The organism is Ferrovibrio sp., from assembly GCF_046297895.1.
Classification (GTDB): Bacteria; Pseudomonadota; Alphaproteobacteria; order Ferrovibrionales; family Ferrovibrionaceae; genus Ferrovibrio.
In genome coordinates this window covers 390,174-412,219 of sequence record NZ_JBKBHC010000003.1, presented here as the reverse complement: position 1 = coordinate 412,219, position 22,046 = coordinate 390,174, and the positions used below count along the sequence as shown (strand labels likewise).

General features: G+C 62.6%; 29 protein-coding genes. 13 read left to right on the top strand and 16 right to left on the bottom strand.

Features of this window, described 5'->3' with window-relative positions; translation table 11 throughout:
* From ACK4FK_RS07065 to ACK4FK_RS07055, 3 genes are all read right to left on the bottom strand, one after another.
* Positions 1 to 674, bottom strand: a 674-nt coding sequence (locus ACK4FK_RS07065) for a Clp protease N-terminal domain-containing protein (protein WP_409743068.1), incomplete at its 3' end; no start/stop codon positions are given.
* A 64-nt stretch (positions 675 to 738) separates the two neighbouring features.
* Complete coding sequence (gene ftsH, locus ACK4FK_RS07060) at positions 739 to 2,571, bottom strand: ATP-dependent zinc metalloprotease FtsH (protein ID WP_409743066.1); 1,833 nt, start codon at positions 2,569 to 2,571, stop codon at positions 739 to 741.
* A 17-nt stretch (positions 2,572 to 2,588) separates the two neighbouring features.
* Positions 2,589 to 3,017, bottom strand: coding sequence for a MarR family winged helix-turn-helix transcriptional regulator (locus tag ACK4FK_RS07055; RefSeq protein WP_409743063.1), 429 nt, complete (start codon positions 3,015 to 3,017; stop codon positions 2,589 to 2,591).
* A 256-nt stretch (positions 3,018 to 3,273) separates the two neighbouring features.
* Between ACK4FK_RS07055 and ACK4FK_RS07050 the strand changes: the two genes are divergently transcribed.
* From ACK4FK_RS07050 to ACK4FK_RS07020, 7 genes are all read left to right on the top strand, one after another.
* Positions 3,274 to 3,645, top strand: a complete 372-nt coding sequence (locus tag ACK4FK_RS07050; RefSeq protein ID WP_409743061.1) for an Hsp20/alpha crystallin family protein — start codon at positions 3,274 to 3,276, stop codon at positions 3,643 to 3,645.
* A gap of 14 nt (positions 3,646 to 3,659) precedes the next feature.
* Complete coding sequence (locus tag ACK4FK_RS07045; protein WP_409743059.1) at positions 3,660 to 4,058, top strand: Hsp20/alpha crystallin family protein; 399 nt, start codon at positions 3,660 to 3,662, stop codon at positions 4,056 to 4,058.
* A 20-nt stretch (positions 4,059 to 4,078) separates the two neighbouring features.
* Positions 4,079 to 4,570 carry an Hsp20/alpha crystallin family protein gene (locus tag ACK4FK_RS07040; RefSeq protein ID WP_409743056.1) on the top strand — a complete coding sequence of 164 codons (492 nt, stop codon included), beginning with the start codon at positions 4,079 to 4,081 and terminating at the stop codon, positions 4,568 to 4,570.
* A gap of 115 nt (positions 4,571 to 4,685) precedes the next feature.
* On the top strand, positions 4,686 to 5,177 hold the full coding sequence (locus ACK4FK_RS07035; RefSeq protein ID WP_409743054.1) for a phosphate-starvation-inducible PsiE family protein: 492 nt from the start codon (positions 4,686 to 4,688) through the stop codon (positions 5,175 to 5,177).
* A complete protein-coding gene (locus tag ACK4FK_RS07030) occupies positions 5,174 to 6,292 on the top strand; it encodes a S1C family serine protease (RefSeq protein ID WP_409743051.1) in 1,119 nt (372 codons plus the stop codon). Before ACK4FK_RS07035 ends, ACK4FK_RS07030 begins: the two co-directional genes overlap by 4 nt.
* Before the next feature lie 9 nt (positions 6,293 to 6,301).
* Positions 6,302 to 7,246, top strand: a complete 945-nt coding sequence (locus ACK4FK_RS07025) for a zinc metalloprotease HtpX (RefSeq protein WP_409743048.1) — start codon at positions 6,302 to 6,304, stop codon at positions 7,244 to 7,246.
* A 216-nt stretch (positions 7,247 to 7,462) separates the two neighbouring features.
* Positions 7,463 to 7,717, top strand: a complete 255-nt coding sequence (locus ACK4FK_RS07020) for a hypothetical protein (RefSeq protein WP_409743045.1) — start codon at positions 7,463 to 7,465, stop codon at positions 7,715 to 7,717.
* On the opposite strand, the gene ACK4FK_RS07015 is transcribed toward ACK4FK_RS07020, so the two are convergent.
* The 3 genes from ACK4FK_RS07015 to ACK4FK_RS07005 form a co-directional block, all read right to left on the bottom strand.
* On the bottom strand, positions 7,709 to 8,281 hold the full coding sequence (locus ACK4FK_RS07015) for a recombinase family protein (protein WP_409743043.1): 573 nt from the start codon (positions 8,279 to 8,281) through the stop codon (positions 7,709 to 7,711). The two genes, ACK4FK_RS07020 and ACK4FK_RS07015, sit on opposite strands and share 9 nt — an antisense overlap.
* 296 nt (positions 8,282 to 8,577) lie before the next feature.
* Entirely contained in the window at positions 8,578 to 9,198 is a 621-nt protein-coding gene (locus ACK4FK_RS07010) for an acyl-homoserine-lactone synthase (RefSeq protein ID WP_409743040.1), read from the bottom strand.
* Positions 9,199 to 9,296: 98 nt separating this feature from the next.
* Positions 9,297 to 9,980: a helix-turn-helix transcriptional regulator gene (locus tag ACK4FK_RS07005; RefSeq protein ID WP_409743037.1), complete on the bottom strand. Its 684-nt coding sequence runs from the start codon at positions 9,978 to 9,980 to the stop codon at positions 9,297 to 9,299.
* A 185-nt stretch (positions 9,981 to 10,165) separates the two neighbouring features.
* On the opposite strand from ACK4FK_RS07005, the gene ACK4FK_RS07000 reads away from it, so the two are divergent.
* From ACK4FK_RS07000 to ACK4FK_RS06975, 6 genes are all read left to right on the top strand, one after another.
* Positions 10,166 to 10,819 (top strand): AAA family ATPase, encoded by a 654-nt coding sequence (locus ACK4FK_RS07000; RefSeq protein WP_409743034.1) that lies wholly within the window; start codon positions 10,166 to 10,168, stop codon positions 10,817 to 10,819.
* 1 nt (position 10,820) lies between these two features.
* Positions 10,821 to 11,048, top strand: a complete 228-nt coding sequence (locus ACK4FK_RS06995; RefSeq protein ID WP_409743031.1) for a hypothetical protein — start codon at positions 10,821 to 10,823, stop codon at positions 11,046 to 11,048.
* A gap of 265 nt (positions 11,049 to 11,313) precedes the next feature.
* Entirely contained in the window at positions 11,314 to 12,909 is a 1,596-nt protein-coding gene (locus tag ACK4FK_RS06990) for a type IV secretory system conjugative DNA transfer family protein (RefSeq protein ID WP_409743029.1), read from the top strand.
* A gap of 15 nt (positions 12,910 to 12,924) precedes the next feature.
* Positions 12,925 to 13,284 (top strand): hypothetical protein, encoded by a 360-nt coding sequence (locus ACK4FK_RS06985; protein WP_409743027.1) that lies wholly within the window; start codon positions 12,925 to 12,927, stop codon positions 13,282 to 13,284.
* 80 nt (positions 13,285 to 13,364) lie between these two features.
* A complete protein-coding gene (locus ACK4FK_RS06980) occupies positions 13,365 to 13,646 on the top strand; it encodes a DUF1778 domain-containing protein (protein WP_409743024.1) in 282 nt (93 codons plus the stop codon).
* Positions 13,643 to 14,164: a GNAT family N-acetyltransferase gene (locus ACK4FK_RS06975; RefSeq protein ID WP_409743021.1), complete on the top strand. Its 522-nt coding sequence runs from the start codon at positions 13,643 to 13,645 to the stop codon at positions 14,162 to 14,164. The genes ACK4FK_RS06980 and ACK4FK_RS06975 overlap by 4 nt, the downstream gene beginning before the upstream one ends.
* A 62-nt stretch (positions 14,165 to 14,226) precedes the next feature.
* Here the strand turns inward: ACK4FK_RS06975 and ACK4FK_RS06970 are convergent, their stop codons facing one another.
* The 10 genes from ACK4FK_RS06970 to ACK4FK_RS06925 form a co-directional block, all read right to left on the bottom strand.
* The gene (locus ACK4FK_RS06970) at positions 14,227 to 14,853 is read right to left on the bottom strand and encodes a plasmid pRiA4b ORF-3 family protein (protein ID WP_409743018.1); all 627 of its coding nucleotides are present in this window, start codon (positions 14,851 to 14,853) and stop codon (positions 14,227 to 14,229) included.
* Positions 14,854 to 14,931: 78 nt separating this feature from the next.
* Entirely contained in the window at positions 14,932 to 16,632 is a 1,701-nt protein-coding gene (locus ACK4FK_RS06965; protein ID WP_409743015.1) for a relaxase/mobilization nuclease domain-containing protein, read from the bottom strand.
* The gene (locus ACK4FK_RS06960) at positions 16,622 to 17,173 is read right to left on the bottom strand and encodes a plasmid mobilization protein (protein ID WP_409743012.1); all 552 of its coding nucleotides are present in this window, start codon (positions 17,171 to 17,173) and stop codon (positions 16,622 to 16,624) included. Before ACK4FK_RS06960 ends, ACK4FK_RS06965 begins: the two co-directional genes overlap by 11 nt.
* Before the next feature lie 516 nt (positions 17,174 to 17,689).
* On the bottom strand, positions 17,690 to 17,884 hold the full coding sequence (locus ACK4FK_RS06955; protein WP_409743009.1) for a hypothetical protein: 195 nt from the start codon (positions 17,882 to 17,884) through the stop codon (positions 17,690 to 17,692).
* 600 nt (positions 17,885 to 18,484) lie between these two features.
* Positions 18,485 to 18,703, bottom strand: coding sequence for a hypothetical protein (locus ACK4FK_RS06950; RefSeq protein WP_409743006.1), 219 nt, complete (start codon positions 18,701 to 18,703; stop codon positions 18,485 to 18,487).
* Positions 18,704 to 19,219: 516 nt separating this feature from the next.
* Positions 19,220 to 19,585: a hypothetical protein gene (locus ACK4FK_RS06945; protein WP_409743003.1), complete on the bottom strand. Its 366-nt coding sequence runs from the start codon at positions 19,583 to 19,585 to the stop codon at positions 19,220 to 19,222.
* A 276-nt stretch (positions 19,586 to 19,861) separates the two neighbouring features.
* On the bottom strand, positions 19,862 to 20,356 hold the full coding sequence (locus ACK4FK_RS06940; protein WP_409743000.1) for a hypothetical protein: 495 nt from the start codon (positions 20,354 to 20,356) through the stop codon (positions 19,862 to 19,864).
* Positions 20,357 to 20,437: 81 nt separating this feature from the next.
* A complete protein-coding gene (locus ACK4FK_RS06935) occupies positions 20,438 to 20,731 on the bottom strand; it encodes a DUF736 domain-containing protein (protein ID WP_409742997.1) in 294 nt (97 codons plus the stop codon).
* 465 nt (positions 20,732 to 21,196) lie between these two features.
* Positions 21,197 to 21,391, bottom strand: coding sequence for a hypothetical protein (locus ACK4FK_RS06930; RefSeq protein ID WP_409742994.1), 195 nt, complete (start codon positions 21,389 to 21,391; stop codon positions 21,197 to 21,199).
* Positions 21,392 to 21,432: 41 nt separating this feature from the next.
* Positions 21,433 to 21,963 (bottom strand): hypothetical protein, encoded by a 531-nt coding sequence (locus tag ACK4FK_RS06925; protein ID WP_409742991.1) that lies wholly within the window; start codon positions 21,961 to 21,963, stop codon positions 21,433 to 21,435.
* Positions 21,964 to 22,046 lie beyond the last annotated feature (83 nt).

The window sequence follows — 22,046 nt, the reverse complement described above, 5'->3', positions numbered from 1 at the left end:
GCAAGGCCGATCAGCAGGTGCTCGGGACCGACATAGGAATGGCCGAGTTCGTTCGAGGCGATGAAGGCCCGGTTCAGCGCGTCCTTCAGGCGAGGACTGACGCCGATTTCGCCCTCCGTCTTGGCCTCTCCACGCTTCGCTTCCTTCTCGATCTGGCGCCGCAGATCGTCCACATCGACCTTGAACTGTTCCAGGATCGTCTTGACGATGTCGGACGAGGTCAGTGCCAGAAGCAGATGTTCGGTATCGACCTCGCTGCGTCCGAATTCTCCTGCCTTCTGTGCGGCATCTTGCAACAGCTTGTTGCCCTGTTCGCTCAGTCGATCGGCGATATTGCGCCCGCCGCCGCCGCGCCGCGATCCGCGTCGTGGCGCGCCCTCGCCGAAAGTGGCCTCGACGACATCGTCATCGCCGTCACCCATGGCGCCGAGCGTGCCGCCCCGCAACGGGCTGTCACCAAAGAGGCTGCCGAAACCACTATCGCCAAAGAATTCGTCAAAAAGGGAATGCCGTCCGAACAGCGCTTCCAACGGCGACGCGCTGCGGCCCGACCGGCGCACCATCTCGCGGTAATGCTGGTCGCAAAGCTCCATGTTCTGAATTCTGCCGTTCACCGAGGCGCGCACGCGCGCCGTCGCCGGGCGACCGCAAATATCGCAAGCTCCGTTTGCCATTTCTCTTCTCCGTTTTCTTTATCCAGTCAGGCTTGTCCGCCGATCATCTGCGCCAGTGACAGTGTCACGCAGCAACTGCTTCCGTTCTTCTCACCTTGGACCCAATTGCCACCAGATCGGGCTCGTCCAGTGTCTCTCGTTGCAGGAGATCCTGCGCCGATTGCTCAAGAAGATCCCGATTGCTTTCAAGAAGGGTGAGGGTGCGCTTGAACACGCCATCCACGATGTCGCGCACCTTCGCGTCCATCCGCTCAGCAGTGGCGTCGCTGTAGCGGCGGTTGAGCCAGGACGACTGGTCGCCGGTGCCGAGAAAGCCGGGCCGATCGGTGTCGTAGCTGACATGCCCGAGGTCTTCGTCCATCCCGTACCGTGCGACCATGGCGCGGGCGATATCGGTGGCCTTGACCAGATCGTCCGCCGCCCCGGTCGAGAGGTGGTCGTAGATGATCTTCTCGGCCGCGCGCCCGCCGAGCAGCACGGCGATCTTGTTCTCGAGTTCCTCCCGCGTCATCAGGAAGCGGTCCTCGGTCGGGCGCTGGATGGTGTAGCCGAGCGCGCCAATCCCGCGCGGGATGATCGAGACTTTGTGCACCGGATCCACCCCCGGCAGAGCCATCGCCACCAGTGCGTGCCCCATCTCGTGATGCGCCACGATCTCGCGTTCGCGCGGGTTCAGAACGCGGTTCTTCTTTTCCAACCCGGCGATGATGCGTTCCACGGCATTGTTGAAGTCGTCCATCGTCACCGCATCTGCCTTGCGGCGCGTGGCGAGCAATGCTGCCTCGTTGACGAGATTGGCAAGATCCGCTCCGGAAAAGCCGGGAGTAAGCGCTGCGACCTTATCGGCATCGACGTCCGGGGCGAGCTTCACCTTTTTCATGTGAACGCCAAGAATCTGCACGCGTCCCTTCTTGTCGGGCCGATCCACCAACACCTGCCGGTCGAAGCGGCCCGCGCGGAGAAGCGCGGGGTCGAGGATCTCGGGCCGGTTGGTGGCGGCCAGGAGCACGATGCCCACCGAAGGGTCGAAGCCGTCGAGCTCGGTCAGAAGCTGGTTCAGCGTCTGCTCACGCTCATCATGGCCACCGGCGATCTGGCCGGAGGAGCGCGCCCTCCCAAGAGCGTCGAGTTCGTCGATGAAGATGATCGCCGGGGCGGATTTCCGGGCCTGCTCGAACAGGTCGCGCACCCGTGCGGCACCGACGCCCACGAACATCTCGACGAACTCTGATCCCGAGATCGAAAAGAAGGTCACGCCCGCCTCACCCGCCACCGCGCGCGCGAGAAGCGTCTTGCCGGTGCCCGGCGGCCCAACGAGCAATATGCCTTTGGGGATATGTGCGCCCAGCTTTCCGTATTCGGCCGGGTTCTTGAGGAACTCCACGACCTCCTCCAACTCGGCCTTGGCCTCGTCCACGCCGGCCACGTCAGCGAAACTGACGCCGGTTTCCTTTTCCATGTAAACTTTGGCCTTGCTGCGGCCGACCTGCATGAACCCGCCGAAACCCTGCTTGTCGGCGAATTTGCGGAACAGCAGCATCCAGATTCCGAAGAAGACGAGCGCTGGCGCCACCCAGGAAATTAGCGTGCCGAGCAGCGTGTTTTGCGGAACCCCAGCAATCTCGACACCTGACCGGTCTATCCGCTCTAGAATTGCGGGATTCACGACGGTCGTCACGAACCGCTTCTTGCCGTCGACCGGTTCGACGAAAGTGCCTGTGATAGTGTCTGACCCGACCGCGACAGAAGAGATTTTTCTATCTTCGAGATACTTCTCGAACTGACTGTAGCTGATTGGAGCGACGGATTGCCAGCCTGCGATCAGGTTCTGGATGAACAGCACGGATGTGAAAGCCACCACCCAGTACCAGATGTTGTATTCCGTCTTCTTTTCCATGCCGTTCGTCCCTCCCCCTAGCGCGCGAGCCGCGCCCTGATCCGTTCGAGGAGCGCCAGCAGGACGCGCCTTTCGTCCGCCGACAGATCCTGCAGGATGTCATCTTCGAGCGCCGATTGCCGCGGCGCGAGTTCCTCCAGCATCGCCCTGGCCTTCGAAGTTGCCGTGACGATCTGCGCCCGTCGGTCGTCGGGCGAGGGCGACCGCTCGACCCAGCCGCCCCGCACCATGCGATCGACGAGCTGGCCCGCCGTGGCCGGGCCGACCTCGAGCCGGTCGGCCAGATCGCCGATGGTCAGCCCGGGCGAATCCTCGACGTGTGCCACCGCGATCCAGGACAGGCGGGTCAGGCCGCTGTCGCCGATCTCGTTGTCGATCCGCTGCTGGATGAGCTGCGCGACCCGGTGGATCGTCGTCCCGATCAGGGCAAGATCAGAAGTGATCAAGGGTATCTTTCCTCCGTCTGCATGAGAAACAGGATAGACTGCGGTCCACCCAAAGTGCAACGCGTGCATCATATATGCTTGCATAATAAATGGAACCGCCTATCTTGATGGGCGGTCTCCGAACCCACATCCAGCCGGCACCGTTGCCCGGCCCCTCCATGCCGACGGTTCGGGGGCATCGATCAGCAACAGGAGGCCAGCAATGCTCTACCCGACAAATCTGCGCCGCAGCGATCCCTTTGCGCTGATGCGCTCCATGATGCGCGATCTCGACCGCGGTTTCTGGCCGCCATCCCGCGCGGCGTTCCCGGCGGTGAATGTCTGGCAAGGCCCTGAGGCCGTTGCCATCGCCGCTGAACTTCCCGGCATCGAACCGGGCGACATAGAAATTTCGGTCAAGGACAACGTCCTGACGCTGTCGGGCGAACGCAAGGCGCCCGAGGTTCCCGAAGGTGCGCGCTGGCGCCGCAACGAACGCGGTTACGGCAGGTTTTCCCGTACGATCCGCCTGCCGTTCGCGGCCTCGGATGACAAGGTCGAGGCGAGGATGACGAACGGCGTATTGCGGATCGTCATCTCCCGGCCCGAGGAAACGAGGCCGAAGAAAATCGAGATCAAAGCGGCCTGAGAGGAGCTGGAACGATGAGCACCGACATCACGCAAGCCGCCGAAAAGACGCCGACCGACTCGCCCGAGACCACCGGCGGCGGACGCATCTACCGCCCGCTGACCGATATCGTCGAGACCGATCAGGGTGTCTCCATGATGCTTGAAATGCCTGGGGTCGCCGCCGATGCGGTCGAAATCACGCTCGAAAATCGTGTGTTGACGATCCGCGGCAAGGTTGACCCGGTGCGGCCGGAAAACCTCGAACTTGCCTATGCCGAATATGGCGAGGGCGATTTCGAGCGTGCCTTCACGCTTTCCGAGGACTTCGACCCCGACAGGATCGAAGCCGAGATGCGTGCAGGTGTCCTCACCCTGACGCTCCCCCGAGCCCCTGAAGCGCAGCCGAAAAGGATCGCCGTCAAGGGCGCCTGAAAACCGAAGGAGATCATATCATGCAGATCAAGGACCTCATTCCCTGGGCGCGCAAGGACGGCGCGCCAGACGCCAAGAGCAGCGAAGACAACCCGATCGCGACACTCCAGCGCGAAATGAACCATGTGTTCGAGAACTTCTGGAACCGCATCGGCCATCTCGACTGGCCCTGGAGCAGCGGCGAGGCGAAATCCGACGTGGTCGAGACCGACAATGCGATCGAAATCTCGATCGAGCTCCCGGGCATGGAGATGAAGGACATCGAGGTGACGGTCAGCGACGACATGCTGACCGTGAAGGGGGAGAAGAAGATCGAGCGCCAAGAGGAGAAGAAGGGGTACTATCTCTCCGAGCGCAGCTACGGCGCAATCTACCGGACAATTCCGCTCCCTCCCGGTGTGGATGGCGAAAAGGCGCAAGCATCCTTCAAGAACGGGGTTCTGACGATCAAGCTGCCACAGACCCCCGAGGCGCAGGCGAAGGTCAAGCGCATCGAGGTCAAGAACGGCTGATTTGCCAAATCGGACGTCGCCGGTTTGCGGCGTCCCCTCCGCTCCGTGCGATATCGCACCGTCTGGCGAAGCCCCGGGGAGCTTGTCTCTCCGGGGCGGCTTTCGAGGAGCAATCATGAAGGACTTGCAACGATCCGGGCTGACCCGTGAACAATGGTCGGCGATGACGCTCTACGAGAAGTTCGAGCAAATTGTCATCTTCGTCCTCAGCGTCATCATTGCGGCGATTGTCGTGGCGTCAGTCTGGGCGCTGATGCGTGAAGTCGTGAACCGCCTGGTTCTGGGGGCATTCGACACTCTCGATTACGCCACCTTTCAGGTGGTGTTCGGCATGATCTTCACCGTGGTGATCGCGCTCGAGTTCAAGCGCTCCCTTCTTGTCGCAACGGAACGCAGCTTGGGCATCCTCCAGGTCCGCACGATCGTGCTGATCGCGCTCCTCGCCATTGCGCGCAAATTCATCATCCTGGACCTCGGCGAGACGGAGCCGGCCAAGATTGCCGCACTCGCGGGCGCGGCGCTTGCGCTCGGGGTTGTCCATTGGCTCGTGCGCGATCAGGACCGACGCGAACAGCCCCCTACTGAAAATGCGGATGGCGGTCAATGAACCGAACCTTTTTCATTCGACTTGTTTCAGCAACCTCTGCCGCGCTCCTTATCATAATTGTGTGGCAGAGCTTTCCTATCATTCAGGGCGTTGTGCTCGGTCGGTTTGCCGAACCGCGCGCCGTGGCTCCGCGCGGCGACCTGGCGGCGTTTGAACAAAGCACCATCACGGTATTCAACGCCGCTCGAGACAGTGTCGTCTTCATCACGACGGCCGAGCGTGTAGTCGATCCCTGGAGCCGGAATGCCTATGACGTTCCGCGCGGGAACGGTTCAGGATTCGTCTGGGACGAACTCGGTCATGTGGTGACGAACAATCATGTTATCGCCGGCGCGAGCCGGGCAGTCGTCAGGCTGGCTGATGGCCGTGCCTTCTCCGCGCGCCTGGTGGGGCGTGCCCCCGAGCACGATCTGGCAGTCCTGCATATCGGCGTAGGTTCTGACCGGCCACCGCCAATCCCCATCGGCACCAGCAACGAGTTGCGTGTCGGTCAGAGCGTGTTCGCCATCGGCAATCCGTTTGGCTTGGACTGGACGATGACGACCGGAATTGTCTCGGCTCTCGGCCGCGAATTGCCGGGAGAAGGCAGTCTCCCGATACGTGGCCTGATCCAGACGGACGCAGCAATTAACCCCGGAAATTCCGGTGGCCCTCTAATCGACAGCGCGGGGCGTCTGATCGGCGTCAACACGGCGATTTTCAGTCCATCCGGCGGCAGCGCGGGAATCGGCTTTGCGGTGCCCGTCGATACGGTCAATCGGGTGGTGCCACAGCTCATCGCTCGCGGCAGCTATGCACCGCCACGTCTCGGCGTTTTATTCGATCCTAGGGTCGATTCAATGCTCGCGCAGAAGGGCACCTCCGGCGTCATGGTCCTCGGAGTCGATCCTGACGGCCCCGCTGCCCGCGCGGGACTGGTCCCCGCCCGCATTAGCGGCGATGGGTTCATTGTAGCCGGCGACCGGATAATCGGCCTTGGAGCGACTAGAGTTGATGAAGCGGCTGACCTGATCGCGGCGCTCGAAGCGCATCGCCCCGGGGATCAGGTTGAATTGCACCTCCGGCGCGGCGATCAACACAAGAGCCTCAGGATCACACTTGGCGAACCGCGATAGGAGCCGGAAATGCCCGCTGTCTCGACGAGGCATCGATTTATCAACCTCGTCCAATCCGCGCTCTTGCTTGGCCTTATGGCGATGATCGCCTGGGTGTCCATGACAGCGGTCGTCGGCGCGGAGGTCGGGCTGCTGCTTGCCTTCGGAATGGTTGCGGGTCTGATTTTTGTCCCCAATCTGCCGCAAGACTTCTTGCTGTCCGCATATCAGGCGGAGCGCATAACGGGACGTGATGCGCCCGGCCTTGTCGCAGGAATAGCGGAACTTGCGCGACGTGCCGATTTGCCGCGCGCGCCGAAGCTCTATCGCGTATCGAGCCCGTTGCCGAACGCCTTCGCGATGGGCAGTCCGGAAGACAGTACAATCTGCGTCACCGATGGACTGCTTCAACTCCTCGACGGTCGCGAACTCGTCGGCGTCCTGGCTCACGAAGTTGGCCACATCGCGAACCGCGACCTGTGGATCATGGGATTGGCAGATATGATGTCACGGTTGGTTTCCATCGCGAGTTGGCTTGGACAATTCCTGCTGCTCCTCAACCTACCTCTTATTTTCGCGGGGGCGGTCTATGTTCCGTGGCATATCGTGGCGCTTCTCATCTTCGCGCCCACCTTGATGGCGCTCGTGCAGCTCGGCCTGTCGCGCACCCGCGAGTATGACGCAGATCGCGCGGCGGCGGAGCTGACCGGCGACCCGGAGGGTCTCATGAGAGCGCTGAGCAAACTCGAACGCCGTGTCGGAAGGTTCTGGGAAGAAATTTTTCTTCCCGGCCGGCGCATTCCCGAGCCGTCTCTCTTGCGGACGCACCCCCCGACACAAAAACGCATTAACCGGCTTCGACAACTTCGCGCGCAAACGCGCGGTCAGGCTGTACCCATCTTTGCACCTCTAGCGACGAAGTATGATTTTACGTCGACACCCCCCAAGTTCCGCGCTTTGGGCTTCTATTGGTGAAATATTGGAATAGCTTTATGATTTCCATGAAGCCATTCTACACGAGATTGCCGGGCGCGAAGTAGTGCCATTCGATGCCGCGCCTCTACCATTGGAGCATAGCATTTGAGGTCAGTTCGGCGCCTCTGGTCACCTCCTGTCAATAGACCATCGCCGGCTGATCGCCATTCAAGCTATGCCAACATTTGTTTCGACCGCTTCTTATCGCACGATATCTTGAGCAACCTTCAACTGAAGCTCGCCGCTTCGACGGGGTCGGCTTTTACGACCGGGATGCCGGAACCATCCCATGTGCTCACCGCAATCGGCCTTAGGGATAAAGAAGCCGAGGCTTCGGTCCAGTTCAGCCTCGGTCGACAAATGTTGGGCAACGGCGTTGACGAAGTGATCCGGTTTATCGGCGACACGCTACGTCGTTTGGCCGCCAATGACTGGACAAGTCTATCGAGCGGCCAACTTATGTCAGGATGACCAGACACTTTCCCGCCGGCCGGGCAAATATCGGTATAAGGTGGCGATGGATACACCAAGGCGCTCGGCCACTTCCGCAACGCTAATTTCCGGGTCGCTCAGCAGTGTCTTGGCTACGCGAATGTCCGCTTTGGACAACTTCCTTGGTCGTCCGCCCTTGCGGCCTCGGGCGCGGGCGGCTTCAAGCCCGGCCCTTGTGCGCTCCCGAATGATAGCGCGCTCGAACTCGGCCAAGGCACCGAAGATGTGGAACACCAACATGCCGCCGGGGGTCGTGGTGTCAATTGCTTCGGTCAGGGAGCGAACGCCCATGCCCTTCGACTGGAGAAGCTCCACGGTGTCGATGAGCTGGCGCATGGACCGGGCGAGACGGTCGAGTTGCCAGACAACAAGCGTGTCGCCCGGCCGCATGAAGTCGAGGGCGTGTTCGAGGCACGGCTTATCAGATTTGGCACCCGATGAGGTTTCATCGAAGATGCGTTCGCACCCGGCCGCCTTCAGGGCGTCGATTTGGAGGGTCGGTTTCTGTTCGTCAGTGGAGACACGGGCATAACCAATATTCACTCTTCTCAAAATCCGTAAATTGAATCGCAATCAGTGTATCAGGTTTCGCGACGGGATTTGAGAAAAGAAGAAAGGCGAAAACACGTTCCGCCTTTCTCAAAAGCGACCATACCTTCAATAACGGTCGTTTTTGCGAGGCAGTTCTACAGCCTCCAATGCCGCCGCTGTCTCGTCGAACCCGCTGCGACGAGCTTCATCGGCAAGATACCGGATGCACCATGCGAGCCGGTTGGCTTCGATACGGGATGGTCGCGCACCGCCAAGCGGCGATGATGCGGGCCAATCAGCGTCGTGTGTCATGCCGCCACCCTTTCCTGACGAAGCTCACCGAGATTGGCGATAACCGAACTCATCGCCCCTGCGCGTCGGCGGACACGGGCCATATACTCGGGCGATACCTCCAGCCACTCGGCCGCGGCCGTGTCGGTACCGGTTTCCATCGTCCCGCCAAGGCGAATGGGGTTCCATCCGGCGCGACGCATGATCGGTTCCATGCGGATATCCGACACTGATACATAGGCGCGCAGCCCAAGGGATTGGCCAAACTCCAGCATGCCGGCCATGAGGATTGCGGCGATGTTCGCCGGCGCAGTGGCCTGATCGGCGCAGAAGCGGGTGCTTTCCCAGATGTCGTGCGCGCGCGGCATCTTGCCTTCCACCAGATTGGGAAACACGTCTGCCAGCAGATACGGGCCTGTCGTCGGCAGAAGCCGGGTGCAGGCGTTCACGCGGCCGTCGGGCGCATAGTGAACCAGATAGTGCGCTTCGGGCAGGTCAAACTGGTCCAGTTCCAGCCCGTTGATAACGTTGACGCTCCAGCCAAGCCGCTCGCTGAAGACCGATCGGCGCAGTTGGTGCATCGATGCGAGCGCATCCCAATGCAGGTGTGCATTCTCCTTTGAAATAACGTGAAGCAATGACTTCCCTCCCAATTTTGGTTTGGGAGCATTGAGCCAGAGAATGCGGCGCCTGCCATCCTGTGAACCTCCACAGGTTACTGGCGAGTTAAGCGCCGTCAGGGAGAGATAATGCCTTCCATGATCGCCTTCATCACGGCGTGATAGACGTTCGCCACCCCCATCTTGGAGCGCACATTTTCCAGGTGGAAGTAGACCGTTCGGTGGGATATCCCAAGTATCTGAGCGGTCTGCCAGGCTGACTTCCCGGCAGCGGTCCAGAGCAGGCACTCACGTTCGCGCGGCGTCAGGCTGACGGTGGTGCGGCCCATTCGACCCAGCGCAAGCAGCTCGCGTGCATGATTATGAAAGGCGAGCGACAACAGGTGCACATCATGCCCGACTGTAGACATGAGGCGGTCGAGACTCTTAGTGCCATGATCGGAAACCATGGACGCCATCGCGAGCGCGCCGCGAGCACCGTGGATCGGAATACCGACCCCCTCACCCACCCCGTACTCGGTGGCTTCAGCGAAAAGACGACGTTGCGTAGGTGAGGGCTCGACGCCAAACGACATCGCGCTCCAGGTGAAGGGGGCCACCTGGTTCGGTCCGTTCAGGATGACCGGATCGACACGGTGATAGCCGCTGTCGATGTAGTGGTTGTACCAGGCATCGGAGAAGGTGGTGAGGATGAGGGGCTTCTCGTCCGGAAGCGCGTCGGTGCGAATGACCTGATAGGCCCATTCCCGAAAGCCCAAATCCCAAAGCGCTTTCGAGAACGCGCCTTCGAGCGACGCCACGTCTTCGACCTGGCGTATCCTGTCAAGAAAAGCGGCAACACTCGGCCGGATGCGCGATCCCTCCTCGCATGAGGTTGTCGTAATGCTTATGGGACGCGCTAAAAATTCGTGAAATGACGAATTGTGTATGTCATCATTTAGCGAACTCGTCCTATCGACAAAAACAACAACAAGAAAGATCGGACATGACTCTCTTCATCGGGACCATTTCTCAAAAAGGTGGCGTCGGCAAAAGCACGCTGGCACGGCTTATCGCGCGCGAATACGCGCTGGCGGGCTGGAACGTGAAGATCGCCGACCTCGACATCCAACAGGGCACCAGCTTCAGTTGGCAGGCGCGGCGTCTTCAGCGCAGCGTCGATCCGGTCGTGGCAGTCGAACGCTTCGGCACAGTCGGCCAGGCCGTGAAGGCGGCGGCTGGCTATGATCTGATGATCTTGGACGGCCCACCGCACGCGACGATGGGGACTCTCCAAATTGCCGAAGCGAGCACACTGGTCGTTTTGCCCACAGGACTTGCGCTCGACGATCTGGAGCCCACGGTTCTGCTCGCTCATGAGTTGACCAGGAAAGGGGTGCCGGTTGACAGGATCGCGATCGCGTTCTCTCGCGTCGGCGACAGCGAAAGCGAGCTTGCCGAGGCAAGCGCCTATGTCCGACAGGCCGGATACCGCCACCTGACAAATGTATTGCCAGAGAAGACGGGCTTCCGACGCGCCAGTGACGAAGGCCGCGCCCCGACGGAAACGCGCTTCCCCTCCCTCAACGAGCGGGCGGAAGCCATCGCTCACGAGATTGCTGACTTAATTCAGACAAGAGCCGATAGGGAGGCTGCATAACATGACCAAGATTCTGCCGCCCCATCGAACCGGCAAAGGACAGCCCCCTGCGCCGGCACAGGTCGTTCACAACCTCGACCGCGCCGAAGCCGGCACGTTGAAGCCGCTCAATTTCAAGGTCAGCCCGGAGTTTCACCGCGAGTTCAAAGCCTACGCAGCCGTGCACGGCGTCTCGATGCTGGATATTTTGAAGGAAGGTTTCGCGCTCGTGAAGCAGCGACGCGGCTAAAAAGCAGTCGCCATATAGGTATTCGTCGGCGAAAAACAAGCTGTGAAGGTTTACAGGTTACGCTGCGAATACTTCATCCCAATAACAGTATCAGGAAGGCGTTGCCGACCCCTCATTTGGCAAAGTCGTCAGACAGGAATGCGACGAACGGGATCGGCAACACTTCCATTATTGTCTCAATCGAGACGAATTACCACACGTCAGCCAATGTAATTTCTGCTCTCCCCATAAGCCCTTGGCAAAGTCAACTACCAAGGAATGCACCATGGGGCATATACGTCTGCTGTGGCGCCTCGTCAGGCTTGTCCTCGTCGAGCTGCCCATCTGCCTGCTTATCGCAGCACTCATCTGGTCGATTATCGACAATCTCACTTACGGGCTTGACCGGCTACTCGTGCTCGGCTCGGCGGGGACAATCGCGTTTGCGGCAATCCTCTATTTCGCTTACCGACTCTCCCGGACACCCTCTGACGCACACGGCACGGCCGCGTTTGCAACGTCTGCCGATATCGGCCGCGCGAGACTGCGGTCGCGTGGCGTTATCCTCGGCAAGAAGGGCGGACGCTTCGTCCGCTTCGATAGGCCGGGTCACCTGCTCACCTTCGCACCAACACGGTCGGGTAAGGGCGTGGGCGTCGTGATCCCCAACCTTCTCGACCATCCGGGTTCGGTGGTGGTGACGGATATCAAAGGTGAGAACTACCGTATCACGGCGCGGCACCGCGGCACTCTCGGACCGGTATATGCCTTCGCGCCATTCGACCCGGACATCGAAAGCGCGTGCTATAACCCGGTCGAGTTCATCCGCACGGGCACCGTCAACGATGTGGACGATGCGCGACTGATCGCAGAAATGATCGTGGCGCCCGACGGCCATGAGCCGAACCACTGGGAGCGCGAGGCGCGGGTACTTGTCACCGGGCTGCTGCTTCACATTGCCCATGACCTCCCGTCCAACCGGCGTAACCTGCGTGAGCTGCGGGTTCTGCTCATGCGGTCGCGCGAAGGATTCGACGGCGTCCTCGCCGGCATGGCCAATGCCAAGCACCCCATCGTTCAGCGAATTGCCGAGGGGTTCTCCCAAAAGGAAAGCAAGGAGCGCTCGGCCGTCATCTCGACAGCCCAGACCAGGACGGAAGTGTTCGACAGCCCGCAGCTCGGAGCGATCACCGGCCGCTCCACCTTCCGTCTGGAAGACCTGAAGAACGGCGTCATGTCGATCTTCCTAATCATCCCGCCGGAGTATGTCTCCGTGTATCAGCCCTTCCTGCGGCTGATGGTGGGCCTCACCACGGCCGCGATGACCCGCAACAAGCGGATACCTCCGCATCCGGTGCTTTTCCTGCTCGATGAGCTGCCCGCCCTCGGCGCGATGCGGCCGATTGAGGACGGGATCGGCTATCTGGCCGGCTACGGGGCACATCTGTGGCTGTTCGTCCAGGACCTCGACCAGCTCCAGAAGACCTATCGCAAGTGGCGCTCCATGATCGCCAACTGCGCGGTACGGCAAGCCTTCAACGTCCAGGATGACGAGACGGCGCTGTTGCTGTCGCTCATGCTCGGCCAACGCACGGTGAAAGTCTCCAGCGGCGGCAAGAGCGGACGGTTCCCGTTGCTGGCCTTGGCATCCAATTACAGCGAACAGCAAAGCGAGATTGGGCGACCGTTGCTGGCTCCGTCCGAAATCATGCTGCTGCCAGAGAGCTGCCAGCTCCTCTTCGTACAAGGCTGCCGGCCCATCCTGGCAGAGAAGCTCCGCTATTTCGAGGAACGCGCCTTCAAGGGCCGCTGGACGCCATGGCGGATGGCAGCGGCGGAGGATGATCCCGGCGCGCTGATAGCCGCCGACATGATGAAATAAAGAAAGGATGAATTCATGAAATCGTTCAATCACGATACCAGAGCCTATGCCTTCCTTGGACTGCTCGTCGCCACAGTATGGGCCATCCCTCTTGCCGCACTCCTGCATCGCGACGCGCACGGAAGCCCGATGGATTTACCCCGTTGTGACGAAGCGCGGTCCCTCGATCAGGTGAGAGGAGCGCTCGAAGCTCAGGGCGGCGAAGCTGTTCTCGGCCTCTACGCTGCGGCGGAAGCCCCTGGCGGCGTCAACGACGATTACCGGCGTTGCACGGCGACCGTGGTGACGAGCGTTGGGGAAGTCCACCTGAGGTTCACCATCGGCTGGCACGACCGACGGAACGGCATCCCTTTCTGGACGGGACATAGCCTGTAATCGCCCTCGTCAGAGCGAGGCCTTGAAATGTGCTCCATTTGTGAGTACATTATTGAAGAGTTCAGAGAAGGAGTATGGCCATGCCCCGTCCTGCGGAAACCAAGGATGACCGGCTACAGGTGCGCCTCGACGCCGAGTCGAAAAGCGTGCTTCAACGGGCGGCAAGCTATCGGCATAAGACGGTCAGCCAATTCGTGCTCGCGACGGCCATGGAAGAAGCCGAGAAGGTGATCCGCGAGAACGAAGTCGTCACTCTTTCCGGCCCGGACTGGAAAGTCTTCTATGACGCGCTGACCAATCCGCCGACGCCCAACGCGGCGCTGCGCAAGGCATTCGCCAAGTACAAGAAGGCGACCGGATGAGCCGGGCGCAAGCGCCATGGCAGGTCCTGCCGCTCGACAGCAAGGCGCATGATCGAACGGCCTTCTCCTGCGGCGCGCCTGAGCTCGACCGCTACATCCGGGAGCACGCTTCGCAGGATGTGAAGCGGGACGTGGCCCGCGTCTTCGTCGCCCTGCAAGCCGGAAAGGCGACCGTGTGCGGCTACTACAGCCTGAGCGCCACCAGCTTTCAGCGGGACAGTCTGCCGGCCGACCAGGCGAAGCGCTTGCCGCGTTACCCCGTACCGGCCGCCTTGCTCGGCCGACTGGCCGTGGATGACGGCATGAAGGGCAAAGGGCTGGGCGCCTTCCTGCTCATGGATGCCCTGAATCGCATCCTGCTTGCAACGCAGACCTTGGCCGTTCATGCCCTGATCGTCGATGCGAAAGACGACGCAGCCACCAGCTTCTATCGCAAATACGGGTTCATCCCCTTCAGTAGGAGCGAACGGCGGCTCTTCCTTCCGATGGCAACAATCCGCCAGCTAATGGGTATCTGACCGGTACCGATCCGCACTGACCTAAAGAGAACAAACCTGTAGAAGCAGGACGTTTCGCGCCCTCAGTTCGTCGGCGCATTGCTTCGAAAGCCCCAGCCTCGTTCGTGGTACAGGGCGCTGACCGCGCCGATCAGCGCATTCGCCTGGGACAGGCTGAATAGCTCCGGCTCGAAACCGCCCGCCCAATCCAACATGTCCCGATGTTCCGGATGCTCGGGATCGGCCAGTGCGTCCAAGAATTCCGGATAGCGATGGACACCGCCGCAATCCTCCGGGGGACAGGCGCGCTCGCCGGCGATGCAGCGCGGCAGTTGGCGCACGGCGGCGGGAGCGACGATATCCTCGACCGTGACCAAGTGCCTCCAGTCGTCGCCGAAGTCGTAGACATAGAGGAACTGCATCCCGTTGGTGAGGACCGCCCGCAGCGTGTGCTTCCGCTCGTCCGCGTAGCCGCCCTCCGGCCCGAGCCTGTCGTCCTCCGGCACCTCGAAGCGCTTTCCGTCGATCTCGAACATATGCAGGTGATAATCCTGCCAGCCCATGGCCCCCTGCAGGACGGCATGAAGCTCGCGCAGCGTCAGCGCGGCCGGAACGATGACGCGCCGCCAGATTGCCGGCTCGATGCCCTCGATCTGGACCTTGAGCTGGAATGCCGCGTTGGCGGCGGTGGACCTTCTCTTGCTGGGCATCTCTGCTCTTCCCTCCGTCCTCATCCATTCAGCCGGTCAATCCGGGACTTGCAACGAAAATGCCTTGTCGATGACCGATCAGTATTTGTCGAATAGATCGAGGTCGAGCCCGAACGCCCGGCCTCGTTCGCGTTTGCGCTCCCGCTCAAGCCGCCGTTCCTTCGCCAAGCGCCAGGCGCGATGAAGCTGCTCGCGCCGTTCGTCCGACAAACGACTCCTTTCAATCGCCCGCTCAGTGACACGCGCCAGGGCTCGCGCCCGCGCCTTCACCTTCTCCAGAACGATCTCCCGCAGAACCTGCGGGGTGCCGGCGATCTGCTGGAGCATCTCGAAATCCCGGACGGCCAGCTTCACCCTCTGGCGTGCGCGCTCGATCTCGGCGCGGGTATGCTCCAGTCGGTTCTGGGCGTCCCGCCAACGGCGGCGACGTTCGACGATGTAGCGGTAGTACCGCTTGGCTTCCCGCCGCTCGGCCGTGCGTGTGTCGCCGAGCCGGATGCCCCGCACCGCTCCGAGGATGAAGGGGTCTTTCTCGATCATCCGTTCAGCGTCGCGGATACCGAACTTCTGCTCCAGCTCGTCCCACAGCGCGCGAGCCTTGGCGGCGTCCCGGTAAACCTTTCCAAGGATGTCGTTGAGACTTTGGCTGCGCTTGCCAAGCCAGGCTTCATCGCGGTGAACCTGCTTCTCGGAAAACGATTGCTGGCGCTCGGCATAGCGCACCTTGCCGGCGGCCGACCTGTAGGACGCCTCGATCTGGCTCCAGTAACGGAACTCCATGTCCGCCTCGTCGAGACGCCGCACCGAATTCTCGGCCGGGTCGCGGTCCGGCTCCTCGTCGAACATTCCCTGCACCGTGCGCCGATCGGCCGGCGCCATGCCCGCGGTGTCGGGCACGGCGTCGCCCCGGCCCCGATCTCGCTGCGCGACCCGTGCGGCCTGACGGGCCATGTGGTCGTCGAAGCTCTCCCCGAAGCGTTGCTCCAGAACCAGGAAGCGCACACCCTTGCCCATCTCCGAAAGCTTGGCGAAGCGCTCCCCGTCCGTGAGGATGAGGCCCTGCCCCTTGCGCTCCAGCGTGATGCCCTTGGCCGCCAGCCGCGCGGCCAGGTCGTCCCAGCCCTGAGCGCGGACAAAGTCGTCCTTCAGGCGGCGGCGCAGGTCCGCCACGGCATCCTTGCCGAAGGGAAGCTGCGCCTCGCGCTCCTCCCGCCGCGCCCGCCAGTATTCGGCATCGGAGACGCTGGGACCGAAATCCTCCACCACCTCCCGGTCGAGCTGGCGCTCATGATCCCGGTTGCGCAGGACGTTCAGCCCGAGTTCGAGGGCCAGCTCCTGCACGATGCCGGTCAGCTTCCGCCCATCCTGATGCCGGTTGAAGGCGATGTGCTGGGTCGGATGGACACGGTTGACCAGGAAGTGAAGGTGGGGGTGCTCGGTGTCCTTGTGGGAATAGACCAGGAGCTGGTGCTCGGTCAGGCCCATCCGCTCGATCACCTCCCGCGCGACCCGCCGCTTGACCTCCGGCGTCACCTTCCCGGCGGCCGCGTCGTTCGGGTCGAAGGTGATGATGAAGTGGTAGGCCGGCTGCCTGCATCGTGCCGACTTCTGGGCGGTGGCGTCCATGACGGCCGCCGCCGCGCGCGGGTCGTCGGTATGGAGGTTGCGCCGCTCGATGAACTCCACCCGGTCGGGCGACAGGCCCTTCACCCGACCAGCGAGATAGAGGGCGGAAGCCCGGAAGCTCTCCGGCTGGCGCTGGGGAATCTTAAAGCGCATCCCGGCCGCCTCCGGGATCTGGCTCCTTGTCTCCGCCCCCAGCCGGGCGCTTCACCGCTTTGTGGACCGGCTCCAGGACGCGGCCGAGAATGGAGAGGGTCTCCTCGACCTCGCCAGGGTCCGGGTCCTTCCCCACATTGGCACGCCGGGCCATGGCATTGATCATGTGCCCCACGCCGTTGATCGCCTCCAGGTGCTCCTCGATGAGCGGCGCCAGGTCATGCCGGTCCGTCACCCGCTCCACCAGGTCGCCGCCGACATAGCGCGCCCACTTGGCGAAGTTGGCATCGCCGGTCACGTCCTCAAGCTGGGAGAGGTTCGTGGCGATGGAAGACAGCTCGTAGAGGAGCGCCGACATCATCCGGTCCTTGACCGGCTTCGGCTTCGGCCGCCGCCCGGTCAGGGTGGCGCGGGCATACTCGGCGAGCGTCACGCCGGCCTCGGCGGCGCGACGCCGGAGGTCGTACATCTCGGTCGGGACGAGCCGGAGGTTGAGGGTCTCGGAGCGCCTGCGCTGGGGGTCGAGGGTTGGCCGTGCCATCGCTCAGATACCCCCCGTCCCGGTGGCTTTCCCTTGGGCCTCGCAGAGCAAGAGGACTGCCGCTTGAGACCCCTTCAGTGGGTCGAATGCGCGCCCTGTTGCGTGGAAGAAACTCCCGTCGAACCGGCCGGCGAAGCCGTAGCCGGTGTCGGGGCGGCAGCCTCGACGCGGGAGTTTTTGTAACACAACATCCATCTTGCCTCCACCCTGTAACACGAAAACCCTCCCCCGCTTATGGGGTCGGACCACAGGACGGCAGCGATTCAGACTGACAGTACAGGTACTTAATGCCAGCAATGGACAACGCCATACTAGCCAAAACCGCCCCTTGCCACAAGCCACAACACCTGCCAATGGCCATCAACGACAACCTCTGCCGGAACCGGCACAGCGCCAACGGGCGGGCCAGCGGCGCGCCAGCGCCGTCTAGGCCCGCCCGTAACCTGCCGACAGATAGACATGCGAGAAGCCCCGCAGGACAACCTGCGGGGCTGGCGCGACGGAGCGGGGCGGCTGTCAGAAGCCCCAGTCAGGCAGCATCAGGGCGGCGCTTATCGGGTGGACGTTGATGTCGTACCAGAAGCGCACCTCCAACTTCACGTCGCAGTTGGGCACGCGGCCGAAGTACTCGCCGAAAGCGAAGGTCACGAACTCGACGTACTGGTCGAAGGTCAGGCTACGGATGTGATCATCGGTGGATGGGTTGCTCATGGTCGGTCTCCTCTTGGGGTTTCTTGGGCCGCACCGCGCGGCCTTCGTGGCCAAGATGAGGCAGCGGCGCAGGAGCGTGCCGCACCCGGAGGGCCGCAGCGCAGCGGAGGACGGCAAGGACCGTCTTTCTTGGAGCGCAGCGACCGCGAGGAAGGCGCCGCAGGCGCCGGGGAAGAAAGTCGGGCCGACCCGTTGCGGCGCGCGACGCCGATGCCAGATTGGCCCCCTATCGAAGGCCCGTGTCGGTGTGGCTGCTGTTTCCCCAAGAGGAGACCGGACAGGGGCGGCCGACACCGATCGGCCCAGGCTGATTCCTCCGGCAGCATGGCGACCCGTCCGGCATTTCGCCGAGGTCTTCGACCGGCGCCCCGGATACGCTGTCGGCTCCGTTCTGGTACCGTCAAGGTCCGGACGGATACCGCTGTTCCTGACTGCGGGCGAAGACTGCCGCCGCGCTGCCTCCAGCCCCGTAGGTTGCTCCGGCGGCTTCAGCTCTCCGCCCACCGAGTGCTGCCCGCCCCCTTCCGCATCATTGACCGTGCTCCTGCGCGACGAGCCCCGCCGGCTCGCCGGCGGGGCTGGGGTGCGGTCGCGTCCGGCTCAGGCGGCCAACGGCCGGCCTGCGCGGCGCTGGCCTTCGAGCAGGGCGATCACGCAACCGATCGGGCTCATACCTCGGTCGTAAGCGTGGACGATGTCGGCGTAGTCGCCTTCGTCGATGTCGTCGCCGGTCTCGATCAGATAATTGTCCTCGACCTCGATGACATATTCGTCCCAGGTCAGGTCCAAGAGGCTGTCGGTGGTGTTCAGTCGGTTCATGGTCTTTGCTCCTTCCGTTGTCCTGGCCGCGACCGCGGCCTTCCATGGGCGACGAAAGGCGGCGGCAGAGGCGACCGGACGCACCCGCAGGGACGGAACGAAGTGGAGGACGGTGAGGCCCGTCTTTCTTGAAGCGCAGCGCCGCGAGGAAGGCGCCGCAGGCGCCGGGGAAGAAAGTCGGGCACGAGCCGTTGCGACGGTCGCCGCCGACGCCACGTTCGCCCAGTTCAGGAAGGCCCGCCGGTCACGGCCAGAGGAAGGAGGAAAGCCCCGGCTGAACATGCCGGCAGCCTCTCGTCTGGATTTGCCGGACAGGGCATCGAGGTCAGTTTTCTGAGCGAGCCCGACCATTCGGCGGAGCCGAATTACGCCGTGTTCGGGAACCGAGGCTTGAGGCTGAGCGGCTTGTCCGACCGCTCGATGTCCGTCGCACCAGGTGGCACACCTGCCTGAGCCCGACGTGAGGGCACGGCAGAGCCGCCCGTTGCCGGGCGGCTCGTCGTTGGCTGACGCGGCTCACCACCAGGCTGTGTAGAACACCGTCTTCCCTTCGGCGATGGCCGCGCGCGCGGCTGCGACGAAGGCGAGGTCGCCTTCAACCTCGGCCCCATCGCTCTTGCCGAAGAAGAAGCCCTCGGTGAATGGCAGCGCATTGGCGCGGATGTCGGCTTCCAGCCGATTCAGATCCTCCACCGTCAACGCGACATTGGCGCAGTTGAAGTCGATGTCGTGGCCACCCTTGGCGTAGTAGAGGTTCTCCATCCAACCATGCAGGTTAGGATGCTTGCGCCAGTAGGCGATCTCCGCCGCCGTTTTCGGGGTGAAGTCCACTTCCGCGTCGAAGGTGTCGGCGGTGGCGTAGGCGTACATATCCAATCCCATAAAGAATACCCTTTCGTTCGTTGATGTCCGTCCCGAAGGACGCGACCGAAAGGGCGGGCGGCATAAGCCGCCGCCGTCCTGACCAACACGGGGGGCACCGCCCCACTGGCGCGGGCCGGTCATGGACGGCAAGGCGCCGTCCGCCACGAACGCGAACCAATCCGAGGGCGGCATCAACGGACGATGGGTCGGGTTGGAGGGGGCGCTCGCCACCGCGAGCGGCGAGCGGCATGACGAAAGCTCCTGCCGGTGAAGGCAGGAGCTTGCGGACGGGCATCAATCGACGCGGATTTCGGCCTGGCCGTCGCCCGACCAAGGCCGTTCGGTCACGAAATAGCCGAGCCGGTTCGCGATGTGGCTCCCGCTGAGGATGTAGAGGCCGGCACCGTCCTGGACCAGCGTCCAGACGCAAGCCGGGTCGGCAGCCCGCACGGCGCCGAGTTCGGGACCGAAGGTCTCCAACATCGTGCCGCCGAAGGGCGCGTCCGTGCGGTCGCGGCAGGGACTGGTGAGGGGGCGATAGTCGGCGCACCAGGCGGTATGGGTGAGCGAGGGCTCATGCGGCGTCGGCTCCGGGTCGGCCGCCTCACGGGCGACCTCCTGGAGCGCGAGCTTGAAGCCAGCCGCAATGCCGTCGGCTTCCTTCCACGCATCCCAGTCGTCGGGATCGTCGGTATCTTCGGCGGCGGCGAGCAGGCGGTCGGCGTCCTCGGAGAGGCGCGCGGCCTCGGCGTGCAGGCGTTGGATGTGGATGTGGGTCAAAGTGATCATGATGAAATCGTCCTTTCGTTAAATCGCTAAATCTTCCAGCGGCAGTGCCGCCCGCCGTAAGGCGGGCGGCGTCGCCTGCGGTCAGCGGCTCCAGATCAGGGCGAAGCCTTTGTCCTGCTCGACCAGGTTCGCGTAGATCGGGGCGGCGAAGCTCGGGTCGTCCAGCTTGACCGAGATGTACTCGTTGCCGCCCTTGCTGGTGCGGTGCCAGGCCGCGCCGATTTCGACGGTGCCCGCCTTTACGCGGAAGTCAGGGGCGGAATCGTTAGTCTTCTCGACGCCGGTGATCGCGACCTTGGTGGCCTTGACGCCGAGGGTTTGGATGGTGCCGGTGAAGCCGCTGTCGGTCTTGGTGAAGGTGCCGATGGTAGCCATGATGAAAGTCTCCTTGTTTGGTTCTGGCGGTCGCGCCCATCGCGACCTTTCCATGGCCCATGAGAGAGACCGTCAAAGCACGGCCTTGCACCCCTTGCGGGCGAAGCGCAGCGGCAGACGGCAAGCGGGCTGTTTGTTGGAGCGCAGCGTCGGCGTGGAATGCGGCAAAGCCGCAGGGGAAGAAACTGACCGCGCACCGTTGCGGGGACGGGCGACGGGCTCAGATGTGGCCATATAGGAAAGGACGCAGAGGGGTCGCTGACCGACCCAAACAATGGAGCGGAAGCCTTGGCTGCCCCGGTGGTCCCTCACCTGACATGGCGGCGAAGCCGCGCCAGGTACCGACGGCAGGCACCGGCCACGGTCGCTGGCATCTGGCGGCGAGAACTCTTGCCCGCCCCAAACGAAGCCAAGGCGGCATCGTGAAAAGCGCAGGCTCCGCATCCGCACGGCAGGGTGCAGATGCTATCGGTCACGCGCACGCGACCCGATGAAGACGAACCGGATTATCGAGGCGACCAGCCACAGGACAAACGCCCCAACTGGAAGCGCAAACGGCGTGGCGAGGAGCACCCAGCCCACGGCGTCGGGACTGCCTGTGACGTTGGCAACGTAGGCCGCAACAATGAGAACGGCGATACCGCCGAGCACCGTTGGCATGGCACAATCCTCCTTTCTCAAAGGAACCGGCCGGACGGCCGCTACTCGACGGGCTGGGCTGCCTCGCGCGGCAGATCGTCTACCCAGACGATGGTGAGCTTGTGGCCGAGCGTGTCGGCGATCGCCTGCAAGAACAGGCGACAGGCAACGTCATCGAGTGCGGTTTTCGGACGGACAAGAATCAGTTCTGTCGGCGCGCGGCCCTGCGTCTCGGCCTGCCGCCAGTAGCGGCCCATCGCCTCCTTGATGCGTTCCGCGATTGCGCGCGCTGTTGGATCATCCGGTGCAGGGTTTGCAAGCGCGGATTCTATGAGGGCGCGGTCGTCCGGGTCGAAATCGGAGACGCTGACCGCCTGATGCGCTCCTTCGTATCGCGCGATGATGTCCAGCGCATCGAGTATGACTTTACGCTTCACATCCTCTTTCAGGAGATAGGCTCCCGATACGATGTGAAGCGTCGTGAGTTCGTCGCCGCTTATCTTGTCTTTGTGGTTCCCCAGGAACCTCACTATGTCGAAATACAAACCAACATCTACAAACGCCACGTCCAATGTACTTTCCTTGTTTTCCATGAATTTTAACATGCTCATCCACCGTTCGATCTGAGAATGTCGCAAGGCATCCGCCCCGCCAGCGATGACTGGCGGGGCGGCGC